At 47.3% G+C, this 18,947-nt stretch carries 17 protein-coding genes and 1 riboswitch; of the genes, 4 read left to right on the top strand and 13 right to left on the bottom strand.

The features are described from left to right. Positions 1-35: 35 nt before the first annotated feature. The 10 genes from treR to PPA03S_RS00325 form a co-directional block, all read right to left on the bottom strand. Entirely contained in the window at positions 36-746 is a 711-nt protein-coding gene (gene treR / locus PPA03S_RS00370) for a trehalose operon repressor (protein ID WP_082703943.1), read from the bottom strand. A gap of 126 nt (positions 747-872) precedes the next feature. Beyond that, complete coding sequence (locus PPA03S_RS00365) at positions 873-1,289, bottom strand: S-layer homology domain-containing protein (protein WP_167665955.1); 417 nt, start codon at positions 1,287-1,289, stop codon at positions 873-875. Between the two features lie 346 nt (positions 1,290-1,635). After that, positions 1,636-2,292 (bottom strand): carboxylesterase family protein, encoded by a 657-nt coding sequence (locus PPA03S_RS00360; RefSeq protein ID WP_062318792.1) that lies wholly within the window; start codon positions 2,290-2,292, stop codon positions 1,636-1,638. Between the two features lie 9 nt (positions 2,293-2,301). Next, on the bottom strand, positions 2,302-3,324 hold the full coding sequence (locus PPA03S_RS00355) for an SDR family oxidoreductase (protein WP_062318791.1): 1,023 nt from the start codon (positions 3,322-3,324) through the stop codon (positions 2,302-2,304). Positions 3,325-3,421: 97 nt separating this feature from the next. Further along, positions 3,422-3,847 carry a cupredoxin domain-containing protein gene (locus PPA03S_RS00350; protein ID WP_062318790.1) on the bottom strand — a complete coding sequence of 142 codons (426 nt, stop codon included), beginning with the start codon at positions 3,845-3,847 and terminating at the stop codon, positions 3,422-3,424. A gap of 208 nt (positions 3,848-4,055) precedes the next feature. Beyond that, positions 4,056-5,012 (bottom strand): EamA family transporter, encoded by a 957-nt coding sequence (locus PPA03S_RS00345; RefSeq protein ID WP_062318789.1) that lies wholly within the window; start codon positions 5,010-5,012, stop codon positions 4,056-4,058. Positions 5,013-5,120: 108 nt separating this feature from the next. Next, positions 5,121-5,231: riboswitch (purine riboswitch) on the bottom strand. 117 nt (positions 5,232-5,348) lie between these two features. After that, positions 5,349-7,562: a DEAD/DEAH box helicase gene (locus tag PPA03S_RS00340; protein WP_062318788.1), complete on the bottom strand. Its 2,214-nt coding sequence runs from the start codon at positions 7,560-7,562 to the stop codon at positions 5,349-5,351. Continuing rightward, positions 7,559-8,902 carry an ATP-binding protein gene (locus PPA03S_RS00335; RefSeq protein WP_062318787.1) on the bottom strand — a complete coding sequence of 448 codons (1,344 nt, stop codon included), beginning with the start codon at positions 8,900-8,902 and terminating at the stop codon, positions 7,559-7,561. The genes PPA03S_RS00340 and PPA03S_RS00335 overlap by 4 nt, the downstream gene beginning before the upstream one ends. A 7-nt stretch (positions 8,903-8,909) precedes the next feature. Continuing rightward, positions 8,910-10,493, bottom strand: a complete 1,584-nt coding sequence (locus PPA03S_RS00330) for a TerB N-terminal domain-containing protein (RefSeq protein WP_062318786.1) — start codon at positions 10,491-10,493, stop codon at positions 8,910-8,912. A 219-nt stretch (positions 10,494-10,712) separates the two neighbouring features. After that, positions 10,713-11,309: a biliverdin-producing heme oxygenase gene (locus PPA03S_RS00325; protein WP_062318785.1), complete on the bottom strand. Its 597-nt coding sequence runs from the start codon at positions 11,307-11,309 to the stop codon at positions 10,713-10,715. A 185-nt stretch (positions 11,310-11,494) separates the two neighbouring features. On the opposite strand from PPA03S_RS00325, the gene PPA03S_RS00320 reads away from it, so the two are divergent. The 4 genes from PPA03S_RS00320 (at position 11,495) to PPA03S_RS00305 (ending at position 14,159) form a co-directional block, all read left to right on the top strand. Beyond that, a complete protein-coding gene (locus PPA03S_RS00320) occupies positions 11,495-12,292 on the top strand; it encodes a Nif3-like dinuclear metal center hexameric protein (RefSeq protein ID WP_062318784.1) in 798 nt (265 codons plus the stop codon). 204 nt (positions 12,293-12,496) lie between these two features. Continuing rightward, the gene (locus tag PPA03S_RS00315) at positions 12,497-12,922 is read left to right on the top strand and encodes a DMT family transporter (RefSeq protein ID WP_024633836.1); all 426 of its coding nucleotides are present in this window, start codon (positions 12,497-12,499) and stop codon (positions 12,920-12,922) included. 34 nt (positions 12,923-12,956) lie between these two features. Beyond that, positions 12,957-13,655, top strand: a complete 699-nt coding sequence (locus PPA03S_RS00310; RefSeq protein WP_062318783.1) for a Crp/Fnr family transcriptional regulator — start codon at positions 12,957-12,959, stop codon at positions 13,653-13,655. 15 nt (positions 13,656-13,670) lie between these two features. After that, positions 13,671-14,159 carry a DMT family transporter gene (locus tag PPA03S_RS00305; protein ID WP_411835311.1) on the top strand — a complete coding sequence of 163 codons (489 nt, stop codon included), beginning with the start codon at positions 13,671-13,673 and terminating at the stop codon, positions 14,157-14,159. 92 nt (positions 14,160-14,251) lie between these two features. On the opposite strand, the gene PPA03S_RS00300 is transcribed toward PPA03S_RS00305, so the two are convergent. The 3 genes from PPA03S_RS00300 to PPA03S_RS00290 all read right to left on the bottom strand — a co-directional run bounded on the left by PPA03S_RS00300 (position 14,252) and on the right by PPA03S_RS00290 (position 18,783). After that, the gene (locus PPA03S_RS00300) at positions 14,252-14,968 is read right to left on the bottom strand and encodes a YebC/PmpR family DNA-binding transcriptional regulator (RefSeq protein WP_062319838.1); all 717 of its coding nucleotides are present in this window, start codon (positions 14,966-14,968) and stop codon (positions 14,252-14,254) included. 198 nt (positions 14,969-15,166) lie between these two features. Then, positions 15,167-16,888, bottom strand: coding sequence for an assimilatory sulfite reductase (NADPH) hemoprotein subunit (gene cysI / locus PPA03S_RS00295; protein ID WP_062318782.1), 1,722 nt, complete (start codon positions 16,886-16,888; stop codon positions 15,167-15,169). A 53-nt stretch (positions 16,889-16,941) separates the two neighbouring features. Beyond that, complete coding sequence (locus PPA03S_RS00290; protein ID WP_062318781.1) at positions 16,942-18,783, bottom strand: assimilatory sulfite reductase (NADPH) flavoprotein subunit; 1,842 nt, start codon at positions 18,781-18,783, stop codon at positions 16,942-16,944. Positions 18,784-18,947: the final 164 nt, after the last annotated feature.

The raw sequence follows: 18,947 nt of genomic DNA, 5'->3' as shown, positions 1-18,947 counted from the left end.
AAAGTACTCTCTTTACTAACAAATCATAGCGTGCATTATCTTCGCCGGGCAAAATCAACAAATCTGAACTTGTCCGGTCGATGCCTCGCCTCCGTGTACTGGAATTGACTGGCATCCTCCAGGTACACCTGGCTTCTGACGACTACAACATTATGGAATCCATCAAGATCGAGCAGTTCCCGATCCTCAGCGGTAGGCTCCTCCACCAAAATTTCCTTTTTGGCAAAAGAGATGGTCAGTCCCAACTCGTCCTCAATGTACTCGTAGATGGAATTATTGCATATTTCTTTGCTTAATCCGGGAATAAGTTTCTGACTAATATAGTCCTTGTCCAGAATAACATGGACTCCGTCCACTTTGCGTACACGCCGGATCTCCCACACCTGTTCATTCAGACCAAAATTAATCTTTTTGTACAAGGCCTGATCGACCTGTTGTTCCTCAAAAACCTTCACATACGTTTGGGCTCGGTGCCCCATTTTTTTGGCAAGCTCCTTGAAACTGACCAGTCCCGAAATTGGAAAGTCAATTTTGCGGATATCCAGAACGATGGAGCCTTTACCCTGGATTTTCTGGATATATCCTTCTTCATACAACATTTTAAGTGCTTTGCGGATGGTTTCTCTGGAGGTTTGGTAGCTCTCAGCCAAATCCAGCTCCGAAGGCAGCAGCGATCCGGCTTGAATGTCAGCGGCGCGGATTCGTGCTGCAATATCTTCATAGATTCGTATAAATTTGTTATTCATCATTCATCACCACTGTCCATTACCCTTTTTTTATCCTATTGGCAACCTATTATAACATTAAAAGTCGCACAACCGATAATGCTGCTGCTGGCGATGATGAAATGGTGATGAAATATGTGGATTTAACTAGATCGTTTTGTCTCGTTTCGCTGTATCAGCCTCTTTACTTGTTTGGTTTCCTTCCATAGCTTGTTCTTCTAGAATGCGGATCAGTTTGTTCAAACGGAAGATCAGTGCCGCTGCCTCGGATCTGCTCAGATGCTGCATGGGCCGGAAACTGCCGTCTTTGTACCCGGTAAGCATGTACATTCCTGCAAGCTCTTCCACCTCTTCCTTGGCCCAGTCGGACACATCCATCCCCCGATAAATTTCACGTGCATTATAGGAGAGAACCACCGTTTCATTCGAAGATTCCAGCTTCCAGCTCAGGACAATACTGCTTGTTCCTTGAGCCACCGCTGAAACACGGACTTCATTGGTTGGCAGTGTCTCAAACTCAGGCACAAGCATGACCTCTCCATCTCCCGCCTCATTATAAGTCACGATGGAAAAGTCGGAATATGGGGGCAACAGCCGTTATGGCTGAATCTGTGGAAAGCATCAGTATCGTATCCGATTTTCAGCAATGAGGGCTTGAGGTGAAAGCAAGGCAAAAGCCAGCACCACTTTGGTCAGTTGCTCGGCTTGTTTTTTCACAGCTTTTCGGGATTTCTTCAACGTCTGCTCTCCTTTTCTGCACACGAAAAAAGGAGGCACCCCAACAAAGGAACAAAGTCCTCTGTTGGGGTGCCTCCCCTAACAAGTGTCATTTTTTCTTGATTATAACGATTCGAATAAGGATTGTAAATACCTCGCGTAAGGTGAAACTCTTCATTCTAAGGGTGAGCAGTTATAAACTATGGCTGAGAAACCACTTGTATAATTCCGGGTTAGCATACGTTTCCGTCCAGGCATCATGATCGCCTTCCGGGTATATGGTCAGCTTCACATCCGCATTCAATGCCTTAAGTGCATTCACAATCTTTTCGGATTCAGAAACATAAACGATGTCATCCTTCGCCCCGTGAAACGCCCAGATCGGTATATTACGCAGTTCTTCCGCTTTGGAAGGGTCTGCTCCCCCACATACAGGAGCCAATGCTGCAAATGTATTAGGGTAAAACAGTGGCAGATCCCAAGTACCATACCCGCCCATACTCAGACCTGTTAGATACACCCGGTCGGGGTCAGCTGCTTCGTTTTCCAAAACATGTTCCAGAAGGGCCATAACAGCTTCGCGATGCATACCCCAAAATTCATCCACAGGACATTGCGGCGAAATCACGATAAACGGGAAACTCTTGTCCTGATCCGCAATAAGAGGGACCCCGTTTACTTTAAGCATTTCCAGATCATTTCCGCGTTCCCCAGCACCATGAAGAAACAAAATGACAGGCCATTTCTGGTCCGCAGCACCTGGTCCCTCCATCTCGGGAATATGCAGCAAATAGTCCAAAGTGACGGTTTTGCTAATTTCTTTTACCAGTCGATGCCCGGTTTGGGACATATGCTCGCCTCACTTCTTATCTCTAATTTTCAACAACGCCTCATCCAATGCACCGACCACTCTGTCACACCATGTATCAAATTCGGGATCTTCGGTCTGCAATTCAGGATGGGCAAGAATATATTCTATGGTACTCCGGATTCCCTGATCGGCTCTTGTCGTTGCCACAAATTCCGGAACAAGTCTTTTTAATTTCCGATTATCAAATACGACCGTATTCGCCTTGTCACCCAGCAAACCGCCACGAAGATCCTGATCACTGCACGCTGCCAGGAACTCGGAAGATACATGAACGGCATGCAGCTTGACACCAAGCACATCTGCAATAATTTCATAGATCTGATTCCAGGTGACCGACTCATCCGAGGTAATATGTACCGATTCACCGATGGCGTGAATGTTGCCCATAAGGCCAATGAAACCTTTGGCAAAATCGCGGTTATGCGTTATGGTCCAGAGCGATGTACCGTCGCCATGAATGATTACCGGTTTATTTTCACGCATGCGCTTGATAACCTGCCAGCTGCCTTCTGCTCCGTGCACACCGAGAGGTACTGAACGTTCATTATACGTATGGCTAGGACGCACAATGGTTACCGGGAATCCTTCTTCACGATACTGCTTCATGAGGTAGTCTTCGCAAGCAATCTTGTTGCGTGAATATTCCCAATATGGATTCGATAATGGCGTGCCTTCTGTGATTCGATAGTCCGAAAGCGGTGTCTGGTAGGCAGATGCCGAACTAATGAATATAAACTGCTTCGTTTTGTCCTTGAACAAACGATAATCTCTCTCCAGTTGAGAAGGCACAAACGCAATAAAGTCTGCGACAACATCGAACTCCAGGTCAGCAATCAGCTCCGCAACCCGCGCTTCATCGTTGATATCGGCTTGAAGGATCTTCACTTCTGCTGGCAAAACGTCATTTCGATTGCCCCGGTTGATCAGATAAAGTTCGCAGCCCTGTTTGGCAAGCTGGTTCGTAATGGCTGTACTGATGGTACCTGTCCCTCCAATAAATAGCGCTTTCATAGTTGGCCACCTCCAGATGGAATATATCACTTTCAATGATATCATGCATAGAAAAGAGGAGCAAAGATTCGATTGCGGAATCCTTACCCCTCTCATTTTATATGACCTTTACCGTTCCGTAAATCATGTACATCCCGCAGTGAATTTCATATTCCCCAGGCTGTAAATCCTTGTCTATCGTGTAGTAATTATCTCCCTTTTGCATATACAGGTCCATGCCAAGTTTACTTGATCCAACCGATTTGACATGTGTGACCTGCCGGGTAAGAATAAAATTTATCTTGGTAGGTACGCCGGATTTAACCTCAATAACATTAGGTTCAAAACCGTCATTACTTACGTTCACATCAATAACTTCATATCCTTTCAAGTCCTCCGCCGTCTCGGCTTTGGCTGTTACGGCACTTCCCGAGCCAGGGGACATATCCTTGCCCATAAAATAAACCATAAAAGATCCTAACAGCACAACTACAGTAAGACCCAGCGTTAGCCAAGGCCAGATTTTGCTAATCCTGCTTTTCATCTCAACGCTCCTCTTTCTATGTTCCCATTCTATTGCAACTCTTCTTCAGCATACCCCATTCGGTTAAAAATGAAAATGACTCGTATGGGCCATATCAACATGAAGCATGAGACAACCAAGTCAAATGTGTTCATAAAAAAGAGCCTGATCATTCAGGCTCTTTCATCTATCTATAGCTACTTTTCTCATACCTCTATCTACTCCCCGCTCAGGAGGAGTAAATAGGTGTGCTTCGACGTCGTCTCATTCGCAACTTGTATAACTCCGGCAGAGCTACACCAACCAGAACGACGATAACCCCGATCCACTGCAATGCACTGACATGCTCATGAAGCACAATAGATGAGAGCAATACCGCAATTGGAAGTTCGACTGCACCAAGAATTCCGGCCATGTCGCCTCCAATATGAGGAACACCAACAGCGAACAGAACTGGCGGGATAAAAGCTCCGAAGAATCCGAGCAGCAATCCGAAAACAAGCAGCTGACTCCAGATTAAGCCGTTAAACAGGAACGTCGGCGGGAACAGGATGCATAGCAGGATCAACCCCCCTGTGACCATCCAGGCACTGCGAAAGGCCGGATGGGCTGTTGGAACCGCTTTTCCACTAAACAGTACAAACAACGAGTAACTTACAGCAGCCATTAGTCCAAGGGCAATACCCAGACCGTTAAACTCGCCAAGCCCTTGTTCCAGGAAACCTGCTGCCAGCAAGGTACCACCAAACAGAATAATCAATGTCAGGAAGGTTACTTTGTCAGGACGCTGACGTTTGCTGACGGCCTGAATCAATACGCTAATCCACGTAAACTGGAACAAAAGAATAATGGCCAGCGACGCGGGAATGTATCGCAAAGACTGGTAATAGACGAGACCGGTAATCACTGTTGGCGTCCCTGCAGCCATCAACATCAAACGCTGCTTCCATGTTAATTTCTGGAATGCTTTGGCCACAGCTGCTGATGGTTTTCCATCTGCCTGTGAATTCCGTTTCATTCTAAACTTCGAGTATAATGCCAGCATCCAGGAGAGGATGAAGCCCGTGATCAATTGTGTGCCCACGACCTCTCCAAGTTTGTACCCTTCGCCGTAAGCCAGAACCACAATTGTTGATAATATGCCATAGCTCATCGCTCCTGCGAGAACAGACAGATAATATTTCATTGTAAAAAAAACCTCCTGATGATCGAAAAATGCGTCCGCATGTTTGGATCCATGCCAAGGTCACAGACACCATCCAAATGCAAAAAATCCTAACTACGAGCAAGGAATACAATGATTCCCTGGCATCGTAGTTAGGAAGTATAGGCTTCCCGTAGAGACCCTCGCCCTGTGTACACTTTCGGCCTGCGAGGTTATACGAAATGATATATGCATTTGTTTGTGATTCGTGTGTGACGACTTTTCATATATTACATGGCAGGTGAGGTGGTGTCAACCCTGATTCATTATTTAAATTTTTTTAATTCAAATTCAAAGCTTTAGACAAGCGTTATTACGTCATTCTGTCGCTGTAGAATCCCAGGCCAACGTTTGCTGCAATCCTTCTTTCAGACCAGTTAAATCCAATCCGTCCACTGTAAAGGCCTCACGGATCAACGAAGGAGCCACGAATTCATCATATTTGCCAAGATACGGAGCTTCATCTTCAGCGAGTAACGCAGATGCGTCTGCTGCTGTTCGGCACTCACTCATGATTTCAGCCAAAAGTGTGCGGCCATCCGCTTTGCCAGACACCACAAAATAATATGGCTCCATCGGCACAATAGAACGCAAGGCCAGCTTGTCAGACAAATTATGCTTCATTAGTCGCTCCAATGTTCGGAAAGGCTTGCTTCCCACCCAAGGCAGCACATATAAGGAATCTCCACCCGCAGGAATGACCACCTGCTTCAGCAGGCCGCTCTCACGAGCAAGACGTCGAGCCCGCTCCAGACGATTCACCGCTTGCGGGGACAAATAGGGGTATATCACCGAGTCTGACAGTACTTCACGCATTTTCTGAACGACGGTGGTGTGGATATCGCCACCAGCACCGAGCCATAACGTGTCAACTTTGCCTTTGGCGGACTTTACGTACACGGATTTGTGCTTATGGTCCACCTCTTCCACTTTCCACAGCTTTCCGGCAAGGGAAAAACAGTATCCAGGAGGCGGCACGGTTGTAATCGATCCAATCTCCTCGGAACCGTTCAGCACTTTGTGCTCTTCATCATCTTTGAATACCGCGTAAAAGCGATAGTTATTCACGGTTTTCTCACCCGTAAGCCCGATAATTAATGTCCGCTCTTCTGTCCACTGCAGATGATCCGTCTCAATCAGATAATTTAGAAAAACCTGATATTGATCTGCGCGGATCTGCGCGAATGGTGCCAGGGAAAGGATAGCTTCCGCCAGTTCCCTTGGTTCAGCCTCCCCCATACTTTTCAGCATGCTCATCGTCTGATGATAGAGTACGCCCATTGGCATGCTGCGGGCTTCCAGCGGTTCAACCCACTTGGTCTTCACATACAATTCAATAACAGCAATGGCTCGCATAAGTGTCCATGGCATGCGTGCAGGAAGCTGAGCCTCTTCATCCTCTTCCTCCGGACATACAAATAGCATCTCGGATGCCATATCCTCGCGCCTGCCTGATCGTCCCAGACGCTGCACAAAGCTCGATGCACTATAAGGCGCTCCAAGCTGAACCACCCGCTCCAGTTCACCCAGGTCGATACCGAGTTCCAGAGTTACGGTCGCGGCTGCTACGGCTGGTCCTGATCCCGTCCGCAAAGCGGCTTCCGTCTCTTCTCGCAGCATGGCGGAGATACTGCCATGATGCACATGGAAGACATCTCGCTCCTGTCTCCGAGCAGCGACACGCCGCATCTCAAGTATGGTAACTTCGGCGTCCGTCCGGCTGTTAGTGAAAATCAAAGCTTTCTTGCGATGTGTACTCTCATAGATGAAGTCGTAATAGACTTTACGTGCGTTATGCAGATGTTCCGCCTGTTCTTCATCCCGTGCGTCAGGAAATGAAAAATGCTCCACCCGCAGACGCAGCTTGCGACCACCGGGGGAAGAAACCACATCCACCCCCTGTTCAGTTCCCGCAGCAAGCCAGGCTGTAGCAGCATCATAATCACTCAGTGTCGCAGATAATCCCACTCTTCTCGGTTTACATCCAGCCATGCGTTCAATTCGTGCCAGCTCACTCAACACCTGAATGCCACGATCTGCCCCCATGAATGCATGAACCTCGTCAATAATGACGTACCGCAGATCATGAAATAGCGCCGGAATTGCATTGGGGCGATTCATTAGCAGACCTTCCAGCGATTCAGGCGTAATTTGAAGCACACCGGATGGATGCCGCATGAGACGGGTTTTCTCTGCCTGGGGCACATCCCCATGCCAATGCCATACCGGAATATTCCCCTCTGACAACAAGTCCTTTAGTCGCTCGAATTGGTCATTAATCAATGCCTTAAGCGGCCCGATGTACAAGATGCCCACGGATTTGGAGGGCCGTTCATGCAGCTCGGTCAGCGCCGGAAAAAAAGCCGCCTCCGTTTTGCCGGAGGCTGTGCCTGCCGCAATCAGCATATGATGCGGAGTATGAAAGCAAATGTTGCAAGCTTCAATCTGGGCAGGCCGAAGTGATTCCCATCGTTTTTTATAAATAAATTCCTGTACAAAAGGAGCCAACCGATAAAAAGGATTCTCACTCATAATTCAAACTCCGCCAGAAAATCATCCAAATCATCGGAAGATGACGAAGAATCCGCTGCTTTTCCTGCTTCCTGTCGTTTGACTGCTCGCTCACCAAGCAAATGGGCATAGGTCACTTCGGAATTCTGATGGAGCGTATGAAGTACATCCATGAAATCCCGTACCACTTCCCGTGTGGTCAGTAACTCATCGGCACCGAGGCGGTTAACCGCTGTTTGCATAAAATCAATTAAATCCTCATCCGTCAGACTTACACTGTATCCAAAATGCAGGGCATGAATCTGACGCAGTTTCTGCAACAGAATCAAAATCTCTTCATGGGACAACATCGTAAGTTTCAGTATGGGTCCTGTGTAGTTCGCATATGCCCTTGCTGCATAGCGGCCATCAATGAGTCTGGAGCGGAGTGCTTCGTAACTGAAAAGTCCTCGTCTCTCATCCTCGACAAATTGTGGCGTGCCGCCTACAAAAATGCCGAGGTGTTCCGCTTTGCCTTGCATTGTATCATTGAACATGGTGAGCAGCTTCTCATAGTTGCTTTGCCTTGAAATGCTGTTGGTGATTTTATACAAATTCACCGCTTCATCAATGAACAACAGTAGTCCTTTATACCCGATCCGTGCTGTAAATTCGGACCATAATTTAAAATAGTCGTACCAGTTATCATCGTCTATGATGACGCCGACAGCCAGCTCTTTCTTCGCTTCCGTCTTGGTGGCAAATTCCCCTCTCAACCAGCGCAGCGCTGCTTGTTTACGGTCATCATCCGCTAATTTATACCCGTTCCAGTACGAAGCCAGCACTTTGGCAAAATCAAAACCATGCACCAGATTCTGCATTTCATTTGTTACGGTATAGATCTGCTTCTCCACTTCAGCGGGAAGAGCGGGATCATCCGGGCGCAAGCCCTGGCTCTGCATGGCTTGCTGCTGAAGACCGGCGATCCATTTCTGCAAAATGGGTTCTAGTGCCCCGCCATCAGGACGTGTGCGGGTGGACAATCGTGTCATCAGCTCACGGTATGTTGCGAGCCCCTGACCTTTGGTTCCCACCAGTCTGCGCTCTGGTGACAGATCAGCGTCCGCCACCACGAATTCCCGATCCATCGCATAGTTACGAATCATTTGCAAAAGAAAACTTTTGCCGCTGCCATACCTTCCTGTAATCAGCTTAAAGGCTGCACCGCCCTCGGCAATGTTGTCCATATCCCGCAAGATTGCGTCCACTTCAGCCTTCCGGCCAACAGCAATCTGTTCCAATCCGATTCGGGGCACAACACCTGCTGTCAACGAATTTACCAATGCGGTGGTCAGGCGCTTCGGTATTTTGAGTTCTGTCACTGCTTCATCACCTCTTCACTTGTTCAAACACATTCATATATTCCGAAACCAGCCGGTCGTCTTCAACCAGAAGATCACCAATCGATTCCATGGCCAGATCATTAATTTCATCCAACAGAAGTGCAGGCATCGTACCGTGTCGCTCAGCTACTCGCATCAGTTCCGCATCCGGATTACCACCAAGCAGGGCATGGATCGCCTGTACATGCTGAGGAGAGAGCATCCCTGAGAAATGTACCCATTCTTCATCCAGATCAGAAGAAGCTGCCTCCCATTGCAGCGTCAATGGCTCCATGCCCGCTTGTTCCTCGGAAGGGCTAATGTGGACTTCAACGCACGGCGGCTCCTGCTCGTTGGACGCCTTCGTATCCTTTACCCTCTTCAGATCTTCAGTTTCGTGAACTGAAGACGGGATTAACATAGTCGCTTCGCTATTCCCATCCTCGCAAACCGGCTCTTCCTCAATCATGAGTGCTCTCCGTACATACTCGCTTTCCTCCTGTAAAGATACAAGTTTCTCGGCATCGATTCGAATCATCGGTTGCTCTGCTGCCGGGGCGCGCTCGGCTGCAAAGGCTTTGTCCAGGTAACGTTCAATCACATGTGCAAGCTCAGGTTCAAGGGTCTTTCCACGAAGTCGTCCTCTGAAGCCGAGCAGTTCACGGCATTTATTTTCCGTGCATCGAAATATGCGTGTTACGAACTGGACAAAATCGGTATGTTCTCCAATCGGTATGTAGGTAAGCTGAACCGATTTACCATATATGGAGTGGTCATATACAGCTTTGCGAAACAGCATGCGTTCCATAGTCCGTTCCTTATTCCGAAGTTCAAACTGATCTGATATCCCCACCTCGCGTGTGCGCAGAAGATAAGAATCAACCAGAGACATTACCCGGGGAATATACTCTCCCAGCACGTCCTTGCCACCATCCCTGTAAAATTTGCTGAGTGTGATGTCGTAATCGTAATATCGTTGTAACAGTTTCAGCGAGATTCCAGATAGATGATTGTTCAGCAGCCGCTGCAGCTCCATATCCAGAACTTCCATGGGCAGATAACCGCTTGTGAGGTCCACCATCTCGGAGATGGACATATTCAGCTTGTGTACCAGTCCAAAATCAATGATCCACTCCTGCATATACACATCCAGCTGCGGAAGACGTTCACGGTAGTTGATCCAAAGTTCTTTTAATTGATTGTAACCTGACTGGGGTTCCTGCCAACCAATTCCGTTAATCAGCTCATAAATGTGGACAAACAGATAGGACAGATCCGTATCCGGGAATCGCCCTTGCCGCACTTCGGTCCTCCAATACATATACCACTTCCGTTGGGGTGCACTCATGACACCATAGGTCGGCCAATAACTCATGAAAGGAACCCAAGGAGTTTCCTCCCCTTCCATCTCTGCGAGCTGCCTCGCCTCCTCCACAAATCGTTTCTCCGACGACAATATGCCACCAGACAATGTTAGATTGAGATCAGCACGAACAATCGTCGAACGATCAGGAACCGGAACAACAGTTGTCTCCGGCTCTTCACTTAAATCGATCTCCATAAATTCCAGTTGTCTTGAATCCTCTTTCATCGAACTCTATTACACCATCCTTCACTAGAGAATACGAACAGGTGTATCCATATGCCTCATTATAACACTTGTCTTATGTCTGCGGTGGCGAAAATAGGACTTTCCCTTTAACAACAAAAAAAGAGATGCGATTCAAACTGATATCCAGTTTAAACCACTCTCCTCTATACGGTTTTACTATATCCTATATCACTTCAATAGAACTTTCGGATTTTCGTTTTATGAATCTGTATTAATCCATTGATCAAGCAAGCGGAATGTTTCGGAAGCCGAATGCACCATAATGTCGTGATCTTCTTCAGCTGTGATGGATTGACGCAGTAGTTCCGTGAACTCGGCCCATCTTGCTCTGGTTTCCGCGCCATAGGCATTAAAATACTCCAGACCCCGGTTCGCTTCAATCGGCAGGAACTGTGACAAACGTTTGGTCATGATCTGACCTCCGTTCGTAGATCCTTCAATGACGTACAAATAACCGAACAACCTAGCTGGTGTCGAGATATCCGGAAGATCTTTGCATAAAGGAACCTGGCTGATTTCCTCTCCACTGGCGCCAAGATTCCGCAAATCATTTTCAAGTAAAATTGCTTTACCTCTAATTCCGATATCCAGTCCAATGCTCTCCCAGAATGGCAGCTGTACCGCCTGATCTTCCAACGGTTTCAGGAACCCGTAAAATTTCTCCAGATATTTCTTATACGCTCCCAAGCTAATGGTTTGATTCATAATAGCCTTGGCATAATCATTCTGTTCCACTTGTCTGTGATAATGAGCTGTCTCACTCTTCAGACGTTCCATAATGGTACTGGCTGTCATGTAATCATCGCCCTTCTAAGTCATGGATACTCCATATCATCTAGATAAAGACTCTATATAAGTATACTTTTTCTTTTATGAGAAAACGATATGAATCTGCTGATCAGAAAAGACCATATCCATAATGCTGTTCGACCATCAACATGGTACACTGGGCATATCCTGTTATTGGAGGAATTATACCCATGAATATAACCATTCAACACATTATAGACCACCTGACTGCTGAAGTTAAGTTACCTGAAAACACGGTGGATCAACTGATCACGGGCTCTCCCAACCAAACTGTCACAGGCGTCTTTGTAACTTTTATGCCTACGCAACATGTGATTGAGCATGCCATACAGCGTGGTGCCAACTTAATTATCGCCCATGAGCCTCCATTTTACAATCATCATAGCCACACCGATTGGCTTGCCAAAGACCCTGTCTATGAAACGAAAAATAGGCTGATCAACGAAGCGGGCATCGCCATTTATCGCTGTCATGATGCAATTCACCGCTATCAACCGGATGGCATTACGGAAGGATTGGTTCATGCATTAGGGTGGTCCTCTTATGTGGTACAGCGTAAACCGGAAGCTGACCTTCTGTCCTTCCCAGAAGGAATGACAGTTCAGCTTATTGCGGAACATATTAAACATTCGCTTGGAATCGAATATCTACGCGTAGCTGGTGATCCAAAGATGATATGCAGACGAGCAGCAGTGTTTGTTGGTTTTCGAGGCAACGGCAATTTGACCATTCCTCTGCTTCATCAAGAAGAACTGGATCTGATTATCGCAGGTGAAGGATTCGAATGGGAAACACCGGAGTACATACGTGATGCTGTGCAGCAAGGAAAACAAAAGGCGCTTATTATGATGGGACATGCGGAAAGTGAGGCTTCCGGAATGCAGATGCTGGCAGAGAGATTGACGAAGAACTTTCCTGACCTGCCTGTTCACTTTGTAGGAGAACAACCTGTATACAGAGTACTCTAAGTTGTCAACTGTCCTCCCCCCTATGGCTCGTAACATAGCCGATTATGCTTGCACTATAGGGACTGTATCTGGATTTCTTTGCTTCTATGTTGTACTCTAAATGCGGTGAATTCCAAGCTGAGGACATTTGTCCTTGGCTTTTTGAGTGGATATATCATTTAATAGAAATCGAAGAAGTAATGACGCGACAAGGAGAGTACATCCATGAGAGGAATTATTTTTGCACTATTAGGCGGTGCATGCATTACCCTGCAAGGGGTTGCCAATACTCGCATCAGTACGGACATGGGCACCTGGCAAGCCGCAACGATTACACAGCTCACCGGGTTCATCCTGGCGGCTTTGATCCTGGTGTTTGTACGTGACATCAATCTGCAAGGATTAAAGCAAGTGAAGCCCATGTACCTGGCGGGAGGTGCATTTGGAGCAGTCATCATTTTCAGCGAAGTCACGGCCATCCAGCAAATCGGGGTAACCTTTACGATCTCAGCTCTGCTGATTGCTCAGCTGTTTCTGACCTTTCTGGTTGACAGTAACGGATGGTTCGGCGTTGTGAAGCAAAAGATGAAACTGCCACAATTTCTGGGTATCGCATTGATGGTTACCGGCGTCATTATAATGAAGCTGTAACAGGCCAGTATAAAAGTCAGGGGTGAAATACATTATGGAAGAAGTCCAGAACGAACATCAATTATTGCACTATTTGAAGAAGTATCAACTCGAATCGGTATTTCACGAGCCCCTGCGTCCACATATGACATTATGCCACTTCGAGAAATGTGAATTGATCTGCCGTGAAGGCGAAATATCCGAATATCTATACGTGCTGGTCGAGGGGAAAATCAAAATTTTCACGACCTCACCACAGGATAAAACACTCGTTCTTTGCTTCAAAACACCGCTGGAAGTGGTTGGTGATGTCGAGTACGTTCGGGAGAGCAGCATCGTCAACACCGTACAGGCGGTCTCATCTGTGGTGATGCTGCGCATTCATTATCAATGGCTGGCTGAACATGCCAGCGAGTATGCGCCTTTGTTGAAATTTTTGCTCAAAATCATATCCCACAAGTTTTATATTGATTCGAACTTCTCCAACTTTAACCTGATGTATCCGGTCGAGGTTCGATTGGCCAGCTATTTGCTCTCCATCTCTACCGAAGAAGCGGGGACTGTTATCCACGAAGAATTGGACGCCTTTAATTTGACAGATATCGCTAATCTGATCGGTACGAGCTACCGGCACTTGAATCGCGTGATTCAGAAGCTGTGTGCTGATGGATTAATTATGCGTGATCAGGGATTTATTATGGTCAAAGATCGGGCTGGTCTGGCCGAAGTTGCGGGTCACAACATCTATGAATAAGGAGAGCTACATCCTATGATCATTACAGGTATTTTGGTTGCGTTACTGGCAGGTTCTCTGGTCAGTCTGCAGACCATCTTTAATAGTAAGGTAAATGAACGTACCGGATCGTGGTCCACAACAACGATGGTGCTTTTCACCGGGTTTATTGCATCGTTTCTGATTTCTCTACTGGTGGAGGGCCAAAATACGTTCAGCTTCCAGCACATGCAGCCCTGGTACTGGCTGAGCGGAGCGATTGGGGTTGGAGTGGTCTTCTGTCTCGTTCAGGGCATGAAGCTGCTCGGTCCCACCTTTGCCATCTCCATTGTACTCACCTCCCAGCTAAGTTTCGCCCTGCTCTTTGATTCCATGGGGTGGCTCGGACTGGAGCAAATTCCATTCTCGTGGAACCAGCTGATAGGTGTTCTCGTAATCGTTGGCGGTATCATCCTATTCAAGTTCGGCGGCAGCAAGTCAGCCAAATCGAAAAAATCTTCTGGCACATTGCAATCCGACTCATAAAAGAACAATACAAAAAGAGTGTCAGCCCAATCCGTTGATTGGCCAGACACTCTTTTTGGCAAACGATACGATACACGTATCGTTCAATTCGCTTAAACGAACTCTACGTTATGATAAACCTGCTGAACATCTTCCAGGTCCTCAAGCGCATCAATCAATTTCTCGAACTGAGCTTGTGCATCCTCAGGTAGTTCAATATGGTTTTGCGCAAGCATGGTCAGCTCGGCTACGGTGAACTCAGTAACGCCGGCAGCTTTGAATGCTTCCTGCACCGCATGGAATTGGTCTGGTTCGGCGTATACAATAACGGATTCATCTTCGTCCACGATGTCACGTACATCCACATCTGCTTCAAGCAGGATTTCAAGTACTTCTTCAGACGTTTTGCCTTCTACCCCGATTACCGCTGTCGGATCAAACATATAAGCAACAGAACCACTCACACCCATGTTACCCGCGTTTTTGTTGAATGCGGAGCGCACTTCCGGTGCGGTACGGTTCACGTTGTTGGTGAGGGCATCCACGATCACCATGGCACCATTGGGCCCGAAACCTTCATAACGCAGTTCTTCATAGTTCTCGTCCCCGCTGCCTTTTGCTTTTTCCATGGCACGATCGATAATCGCTTTCGGTACGTTATACGTTTTGGCACGTTCCAGCACGACTTTCAGTGCGCGGTTCGCTTCCGGGTCCGGTTCGCCCTTCTTCGCAGCTACATAAATCTCAACGCCGAATTTGGCATAGACCCGGCTTGTATTTGCATCTTTTGAAGCTTTTTTTTCTTTAATATTATTCCACTTACGACCCATATCGTTTCCGCTCACTTTCAACATATAATCTGCTTTCTACTTTGTCATTATATCTTGTTGGGCGTACTTCAACAAGTTTAGACTCACGAAAAAATGGTAGAAGGCAAGTAGATATAGCGTTCAGAATTTTAAGTTTAGCTCCATAAATGCCAAAGAAGCACCTCCCTAAGGAATGCTTCTTTTCACAAATTCAACTAATCAGACATGAAACTGCTGACCGTCCAGCACTTCAGGCACATAACCGGCACGAATAACGAAATCTCCAAAATGTTCACCCTCATTGCGCTCTCTGGCATATTGATTCACCATTGGAGTCAATGTATCCAGAATTTCGGTTTCGCCAATATTTTCTTTGTACAATTTGTTCAAGCGATGTCCGGTAAAACTTCCGCCGAGATACATATTGTATTTCCCCGGAGCTTTGCCGATAAACGAAATCTCAGCCAGCATCGGTCTTGCGCAGCCGTTCGGGCAGCCTGTCATACGAATAACAATTTCCTCGTCTCTCAGTCCCGCTTCATCCAGTACAGGCTCAAGCTTGTCGATCAGAGAAGGCAGGTATCGTTCGGACTCCGCCATTGCAAGACCGCAGGTCGGAAGCGCAACACAAGCCATGGAACTTCTCCGGAGTGCCGAGTAATGAGCACCATCCGTCAGATTGTATTGCTCAATCAGCGCCTCAATCTTTTTCTTCTTCTGGCTGCTAACATTACCTATAATCAGGTTTTGGTTGGCTGTCAGGCGGAAATCTCCAGTATGAACCTTGGCAATTTCACGCAGACCTGTCATGAGCGGATAACCGTCCACATCCTTCACCCGTCCATTTTGAATGAACAATGTGTAGTGCCATCTGCCGTTGCTTCCTTTCACCCAGCCATAACGATCTCCATTATGGTCAAAATGGAACTCACGCGCCGCATCCAGCTTCCAGCCGAGGCGACTGGTCAGTTCGTCCACGAACCAAGCGAGGCCGTGGTCATCGATTGTATATTTAAAACGGGCATGTTTACGCACTGCACGATCTCCATAATCTCGCTGAATCATAACCGTTTTCTCCGCGACATCAATCATTTGCTCTGGTGTACAGAAACCAATGACTTTGGACACCTGAGGATACGTCTTCGGATCACCATGAGACATCCCCATCCCACCGCCGACAGAAACGTTAAAACCTTGAAGCTTGCCGTTCTCTACAATAGCGATAAAACCGAGATCCTGTGAAAATACATCTACATCATTGGATGGTGGTACGGCGATCCCGATCTTGAACTTTCGTGGCAAATACACTTTGCCATAGATCGGTTCCACTTCTTCATCATTGTCCTGTGAATCGATCACTTTCTCCCCATCCAGCCACAGTTCGTGATAAGCGCGGGTACGTGGGTCCAGATGATTGCTCACCTGGCATGCCCATTCATATACTTCGGCATGAATATCCGATTGATGCGGATTCGGGTTGCACATCACGTTTCGGTTCACATCGCCACATGCAGCAAGGGTGCTGAGTAACGAATCGTTCACTTCACGAATCGTATTTTTGAGGTTCCATTTGAGCACACCATGCAGCTGAAATGATTGGCGTGTCGTCAGACGAATGGTTTCATTCGCATATTTATGCGCAACACGATCCATCATCAGCCACTGTTCGGGTGTAACAATCCCACCTGAAGCACGCACACGCAACATGAATTGGTAGGCGGGCTCCAGCTTGGATTTATTCCGCTCATTGCGCAGGTCACGGTCATCTTGCATGTAACTACCGTGATGTTTCATCAATCGGTTATCGTCCTCCGGAATGGCACCGCTAATCCGGTCTGCCAGCGTTTCAGTCAGACTTCCGCGCAAGTAGTTACTTTTGATCTTTATGTCTTCCACATCGCTGTTCGTACGCTGCGGGTTAAGTAAGTTATTATAAGCCATGCTGCTTTCTCCTCTCGTATCCACGGGATGCTTATCCGACATATGCTCTGGAATTAGTACACATCCCGCTGATACCGTTTTTCCTGTTGCAACCGTGTCAGATATTCCGCTGCCTGTTCAGGTGTCAAGCCACCCTCTTGTTCAAGAATAGTTGCGAGTGCCGCATGAACATCATGTGCCATTCGTTTTTCGTCACCACAGATATATATAGCTGCACCTTCCTGAATCCACTGATACAGCTCTTTGCTGTGTTCCAGCATCCGATGCTGCACATATACCTTCTCTTCCGTATCACGGGAAAAAGCGACATCCATCTTCGTTAGAACACCGTCTTTGAGCCAACGCTGCCATTCAGTCTGGTAGAGGAAATCCGTGGAGAAATGCTGATCACCGTAGAACAGCCACGTCTTGCCTTCTGCGCCCGTCTCTTCACGCTCACCAAGGAAGGATCTGAACGGAGCTACGCCTGTACCTGGTCCGACCATGATGATTGGAGCGTCCGGGTTCTCCGGTAATTTGAAGTTTGGATTTTGCTGAATAAAAACAGGCAATGTATCGCCGATTTCAGTTCGTTCAGCCAGATGAACAGAACATACCCCGTAGCGCTCTCTGCCGCGAGTTTCATAACGTACGGTACGAACCGTAAGATGAACTTCATCCGGGAAAGACTTCGAACTGCTTGCAATCGAATATAGACGTGCCGGAATTTTGCGAAGCACAGCTATGAATGATGCAGCCGAAATACCTTTGAGCCCATAATCCTGTACCAGATCCAGTAGATCACAGCTGTTCATGACCTTGCGGAATTCCGAATCATCTGCGAGCAGAGCAGGCAGTCCGCTACCTGGACTCAGCTTTGCAAGCTGTTCAACAACCGGTTTCGTAACAGCGGTAATTTCGAAATAACGCAGCAGTGCTTCACGCACAGATACCTGATCCCCGCTTTTGTTAACCGTAACGCGCTCATCCGCATTCCATTCCATGGCTGTAATCAGCTCATCTACAAGTCGTGGATGGTTCTCAGGGAATACACCCAGGCTGTCGCCCGGTTCATAATCCAGATTGGAACCCTCCAGAGATAATTCTATATGACGCGTCTCTCGGTCTGATCCTCTGCCGTTCAAGTTCAGATTTTCGAGCACTTCCGCCCTGAACGGATTCGTCCGGTTGAACTCGGATTCAACGCCACTGCCTGCAGCCCCAACGGCTTCACTGGTTACCGTTCCCGCAGATGCCGGTGTACTGCTGAGTGAAGCGAGCACATCATTCATCCACTCGGCCGCCGCTTCATCAAAGTCAACATCACAGTCCACACGGGGTACAAGCGCTGTTCCGCCAAGCTCCTGCAACCGATTATCAAAGTCCTTTCCTGTCTGGCAGAAGAACTCATATGAAGTATCGCCCAGAGCCAATACGGAGTAACGCAGTCCATCGAGCTTCGGAGCCCGTTTGCTATGCAGGAATTCATGCAGCGGAATGGCATTATCCGGCGGTTCGCCTTCTCCATGTGTGCTGACAATAATGAGAAGATTCTCTACTTTTTTCAGTCCGTTCGGTTTGAAATCTCCCATTGCTGACAGGGTCACCTGAAGTCCCTGCTCTTCCAGCTTTTTCGCCAGTTTCTTGGACAGTCCACTGGAGTTCCCAGTTTGTGAACCAAAAAGTACTGTTACTTCCTTAGATACCGCAGCAGGTGCGATTTCAGGAGTAATACCTGCTGAAGATGCAGGCTGTTGTTCCACACCAGCAGGTGCAGCTACAGCCGCAAATCCTTGAATGGCTGTCAGATATCCGCTAAGCCAAGTTTTCTGTCCATCGTTCAATGTAGGAATAAGGCGATTGAGCAGCTCAATCTGTTCCTGATTAAAAGGGCTGTTTGTCACTTGAAGTTCCACCATTTGCCACCTCGCGCATTGCGTCAATTTTAATTCCTACTAAAATGATCATATTAATTTCTACTAATTAGAACCTACCACACGGGGTGTTGAGGGTCAATTTCAATGATTTTATGACATTTATCAGTTTCGCTGATAAAGGAAAAAAAACAACAAAAAACCTC

It is taken from the genome of Paenibacillus pabuli NBRC 13638 (assembly GCF_001514495.1).
GTDB classification, from domain to species: domain Bacteria; phylum Bacillota; class Bacilli; order Paenibacillales; family Paenibacillaceae; genus Paenibacillus; species Paenibacillus pabuli.
This window is presented reverse-complemented; position numbering and strand designations above follow the sequence as displayed.

What these genes read in the sequence shown, in the direction of transcription:
- treR (WP_082703943.1), bottom strand. Translation starts at nt 746, where the DNA reads ATGAATAACAAATTTATACGAATCTATGAAGATATTGCAGCACGAATC.
- PPA03S_RS00360 (WP_062318792.1), bottom strand. Translation starts at nt 2,292, where the DNA reads ATGTCCCAAACCGGGCATCGACTGGTAAAAGAAATTAGCAAAACCGTC.
- PPA03S_RS00355 (WP_062318791.1), bottom strand. Translation starts at nt 3,324, where the DNA reads ATGAAAGCGCTATTTATTGGAGGGACAGGTACCATCAGTACAGCCATT.
- PPA03S_RS00350 (WP_062318790.1), bottom strand. Translation starts at nt 3,847, where the DNA reads ATGAAAAGCAGGATTAGCAAAATCTGGCCTTGGCTAACGCTGGGTCTT.
- PPA03S_RS00345 (WP_062318789.1), bottom strand. Translation starts at nt 5,012, where the DNA reads ATGAAATATTATCTGTCTGTTCTCGCAGGAGCGATGAGCTATGGCATA.
- PPA03S_RS00340 (WP_062318788.1), bottom strand. Translation starts at nt 7,562, where the DNA reads ATGAGTGAGAATCCTTTTTATCGGTTGGCTCCTTTTGTACAGGAATTT.
- PPA03S_RS00330 (WP_062318786.1), bottom strand. Translation starts at nt 10,493, where the DNA reads ATGAAAGAGGATTCAAGACAACTGGAATTTATGGAGATCGATTTAAGT.
- PPA03S_RS00325 (WP_062318785.1), bottom strand. Translation starts at nt 11,309, where the DNA reads ATGACAGCCAGTACCATTATGGAACGTCTGAAGAGTGAGACAGCTCAT.
- PPA03S_RS00320 (WP_062318784.1), top strand. Translation starts at nt 11,495, where the DNA reads ATGAATATAACCATTCAACACATTATAGACCACCTGACTGCTGAAGTT.
- PPA03S_RS00315 (WP_024633836.1), top strand. Translation starts at nt 12,497, where the DNA reads ATGAGAGGAATTATTTTTGCACTATTAGGCGGTGCATGCATTACCCTG.
- PPA03S_RS00310 (WP_062318783.1), top strand. Translation starts at nt 12,957, where the DNA reads ATGGAAGAAGTCCAGAACGAACATCAATTATTGCACTATTTGAAGAAG.
- PPA03S_RS00305 (WP_411835311.1), top strand. Translation starts at nt 13,671, where the DNA reads ATGATCATTACAGGTATTTTGGTTGCGTTACTGGCAGGTTCTCTGGTC.
- PPA03S_RS00300 (WP_062319838.1), bottom strand. Translation starts at nt 14,968, where the DNA reads ATGGGTCGTAAGTGGAATAATATTAAAGAAAAAAAAGCTTCAAAAGAT.
- cysI (WP_062318782.1), bottom strand. Translation starts at nt 16,888, where the DNA reads ATGGCTTATAATAACTTACTTAACCCGCAGCGTACGAACAGCGATGTG.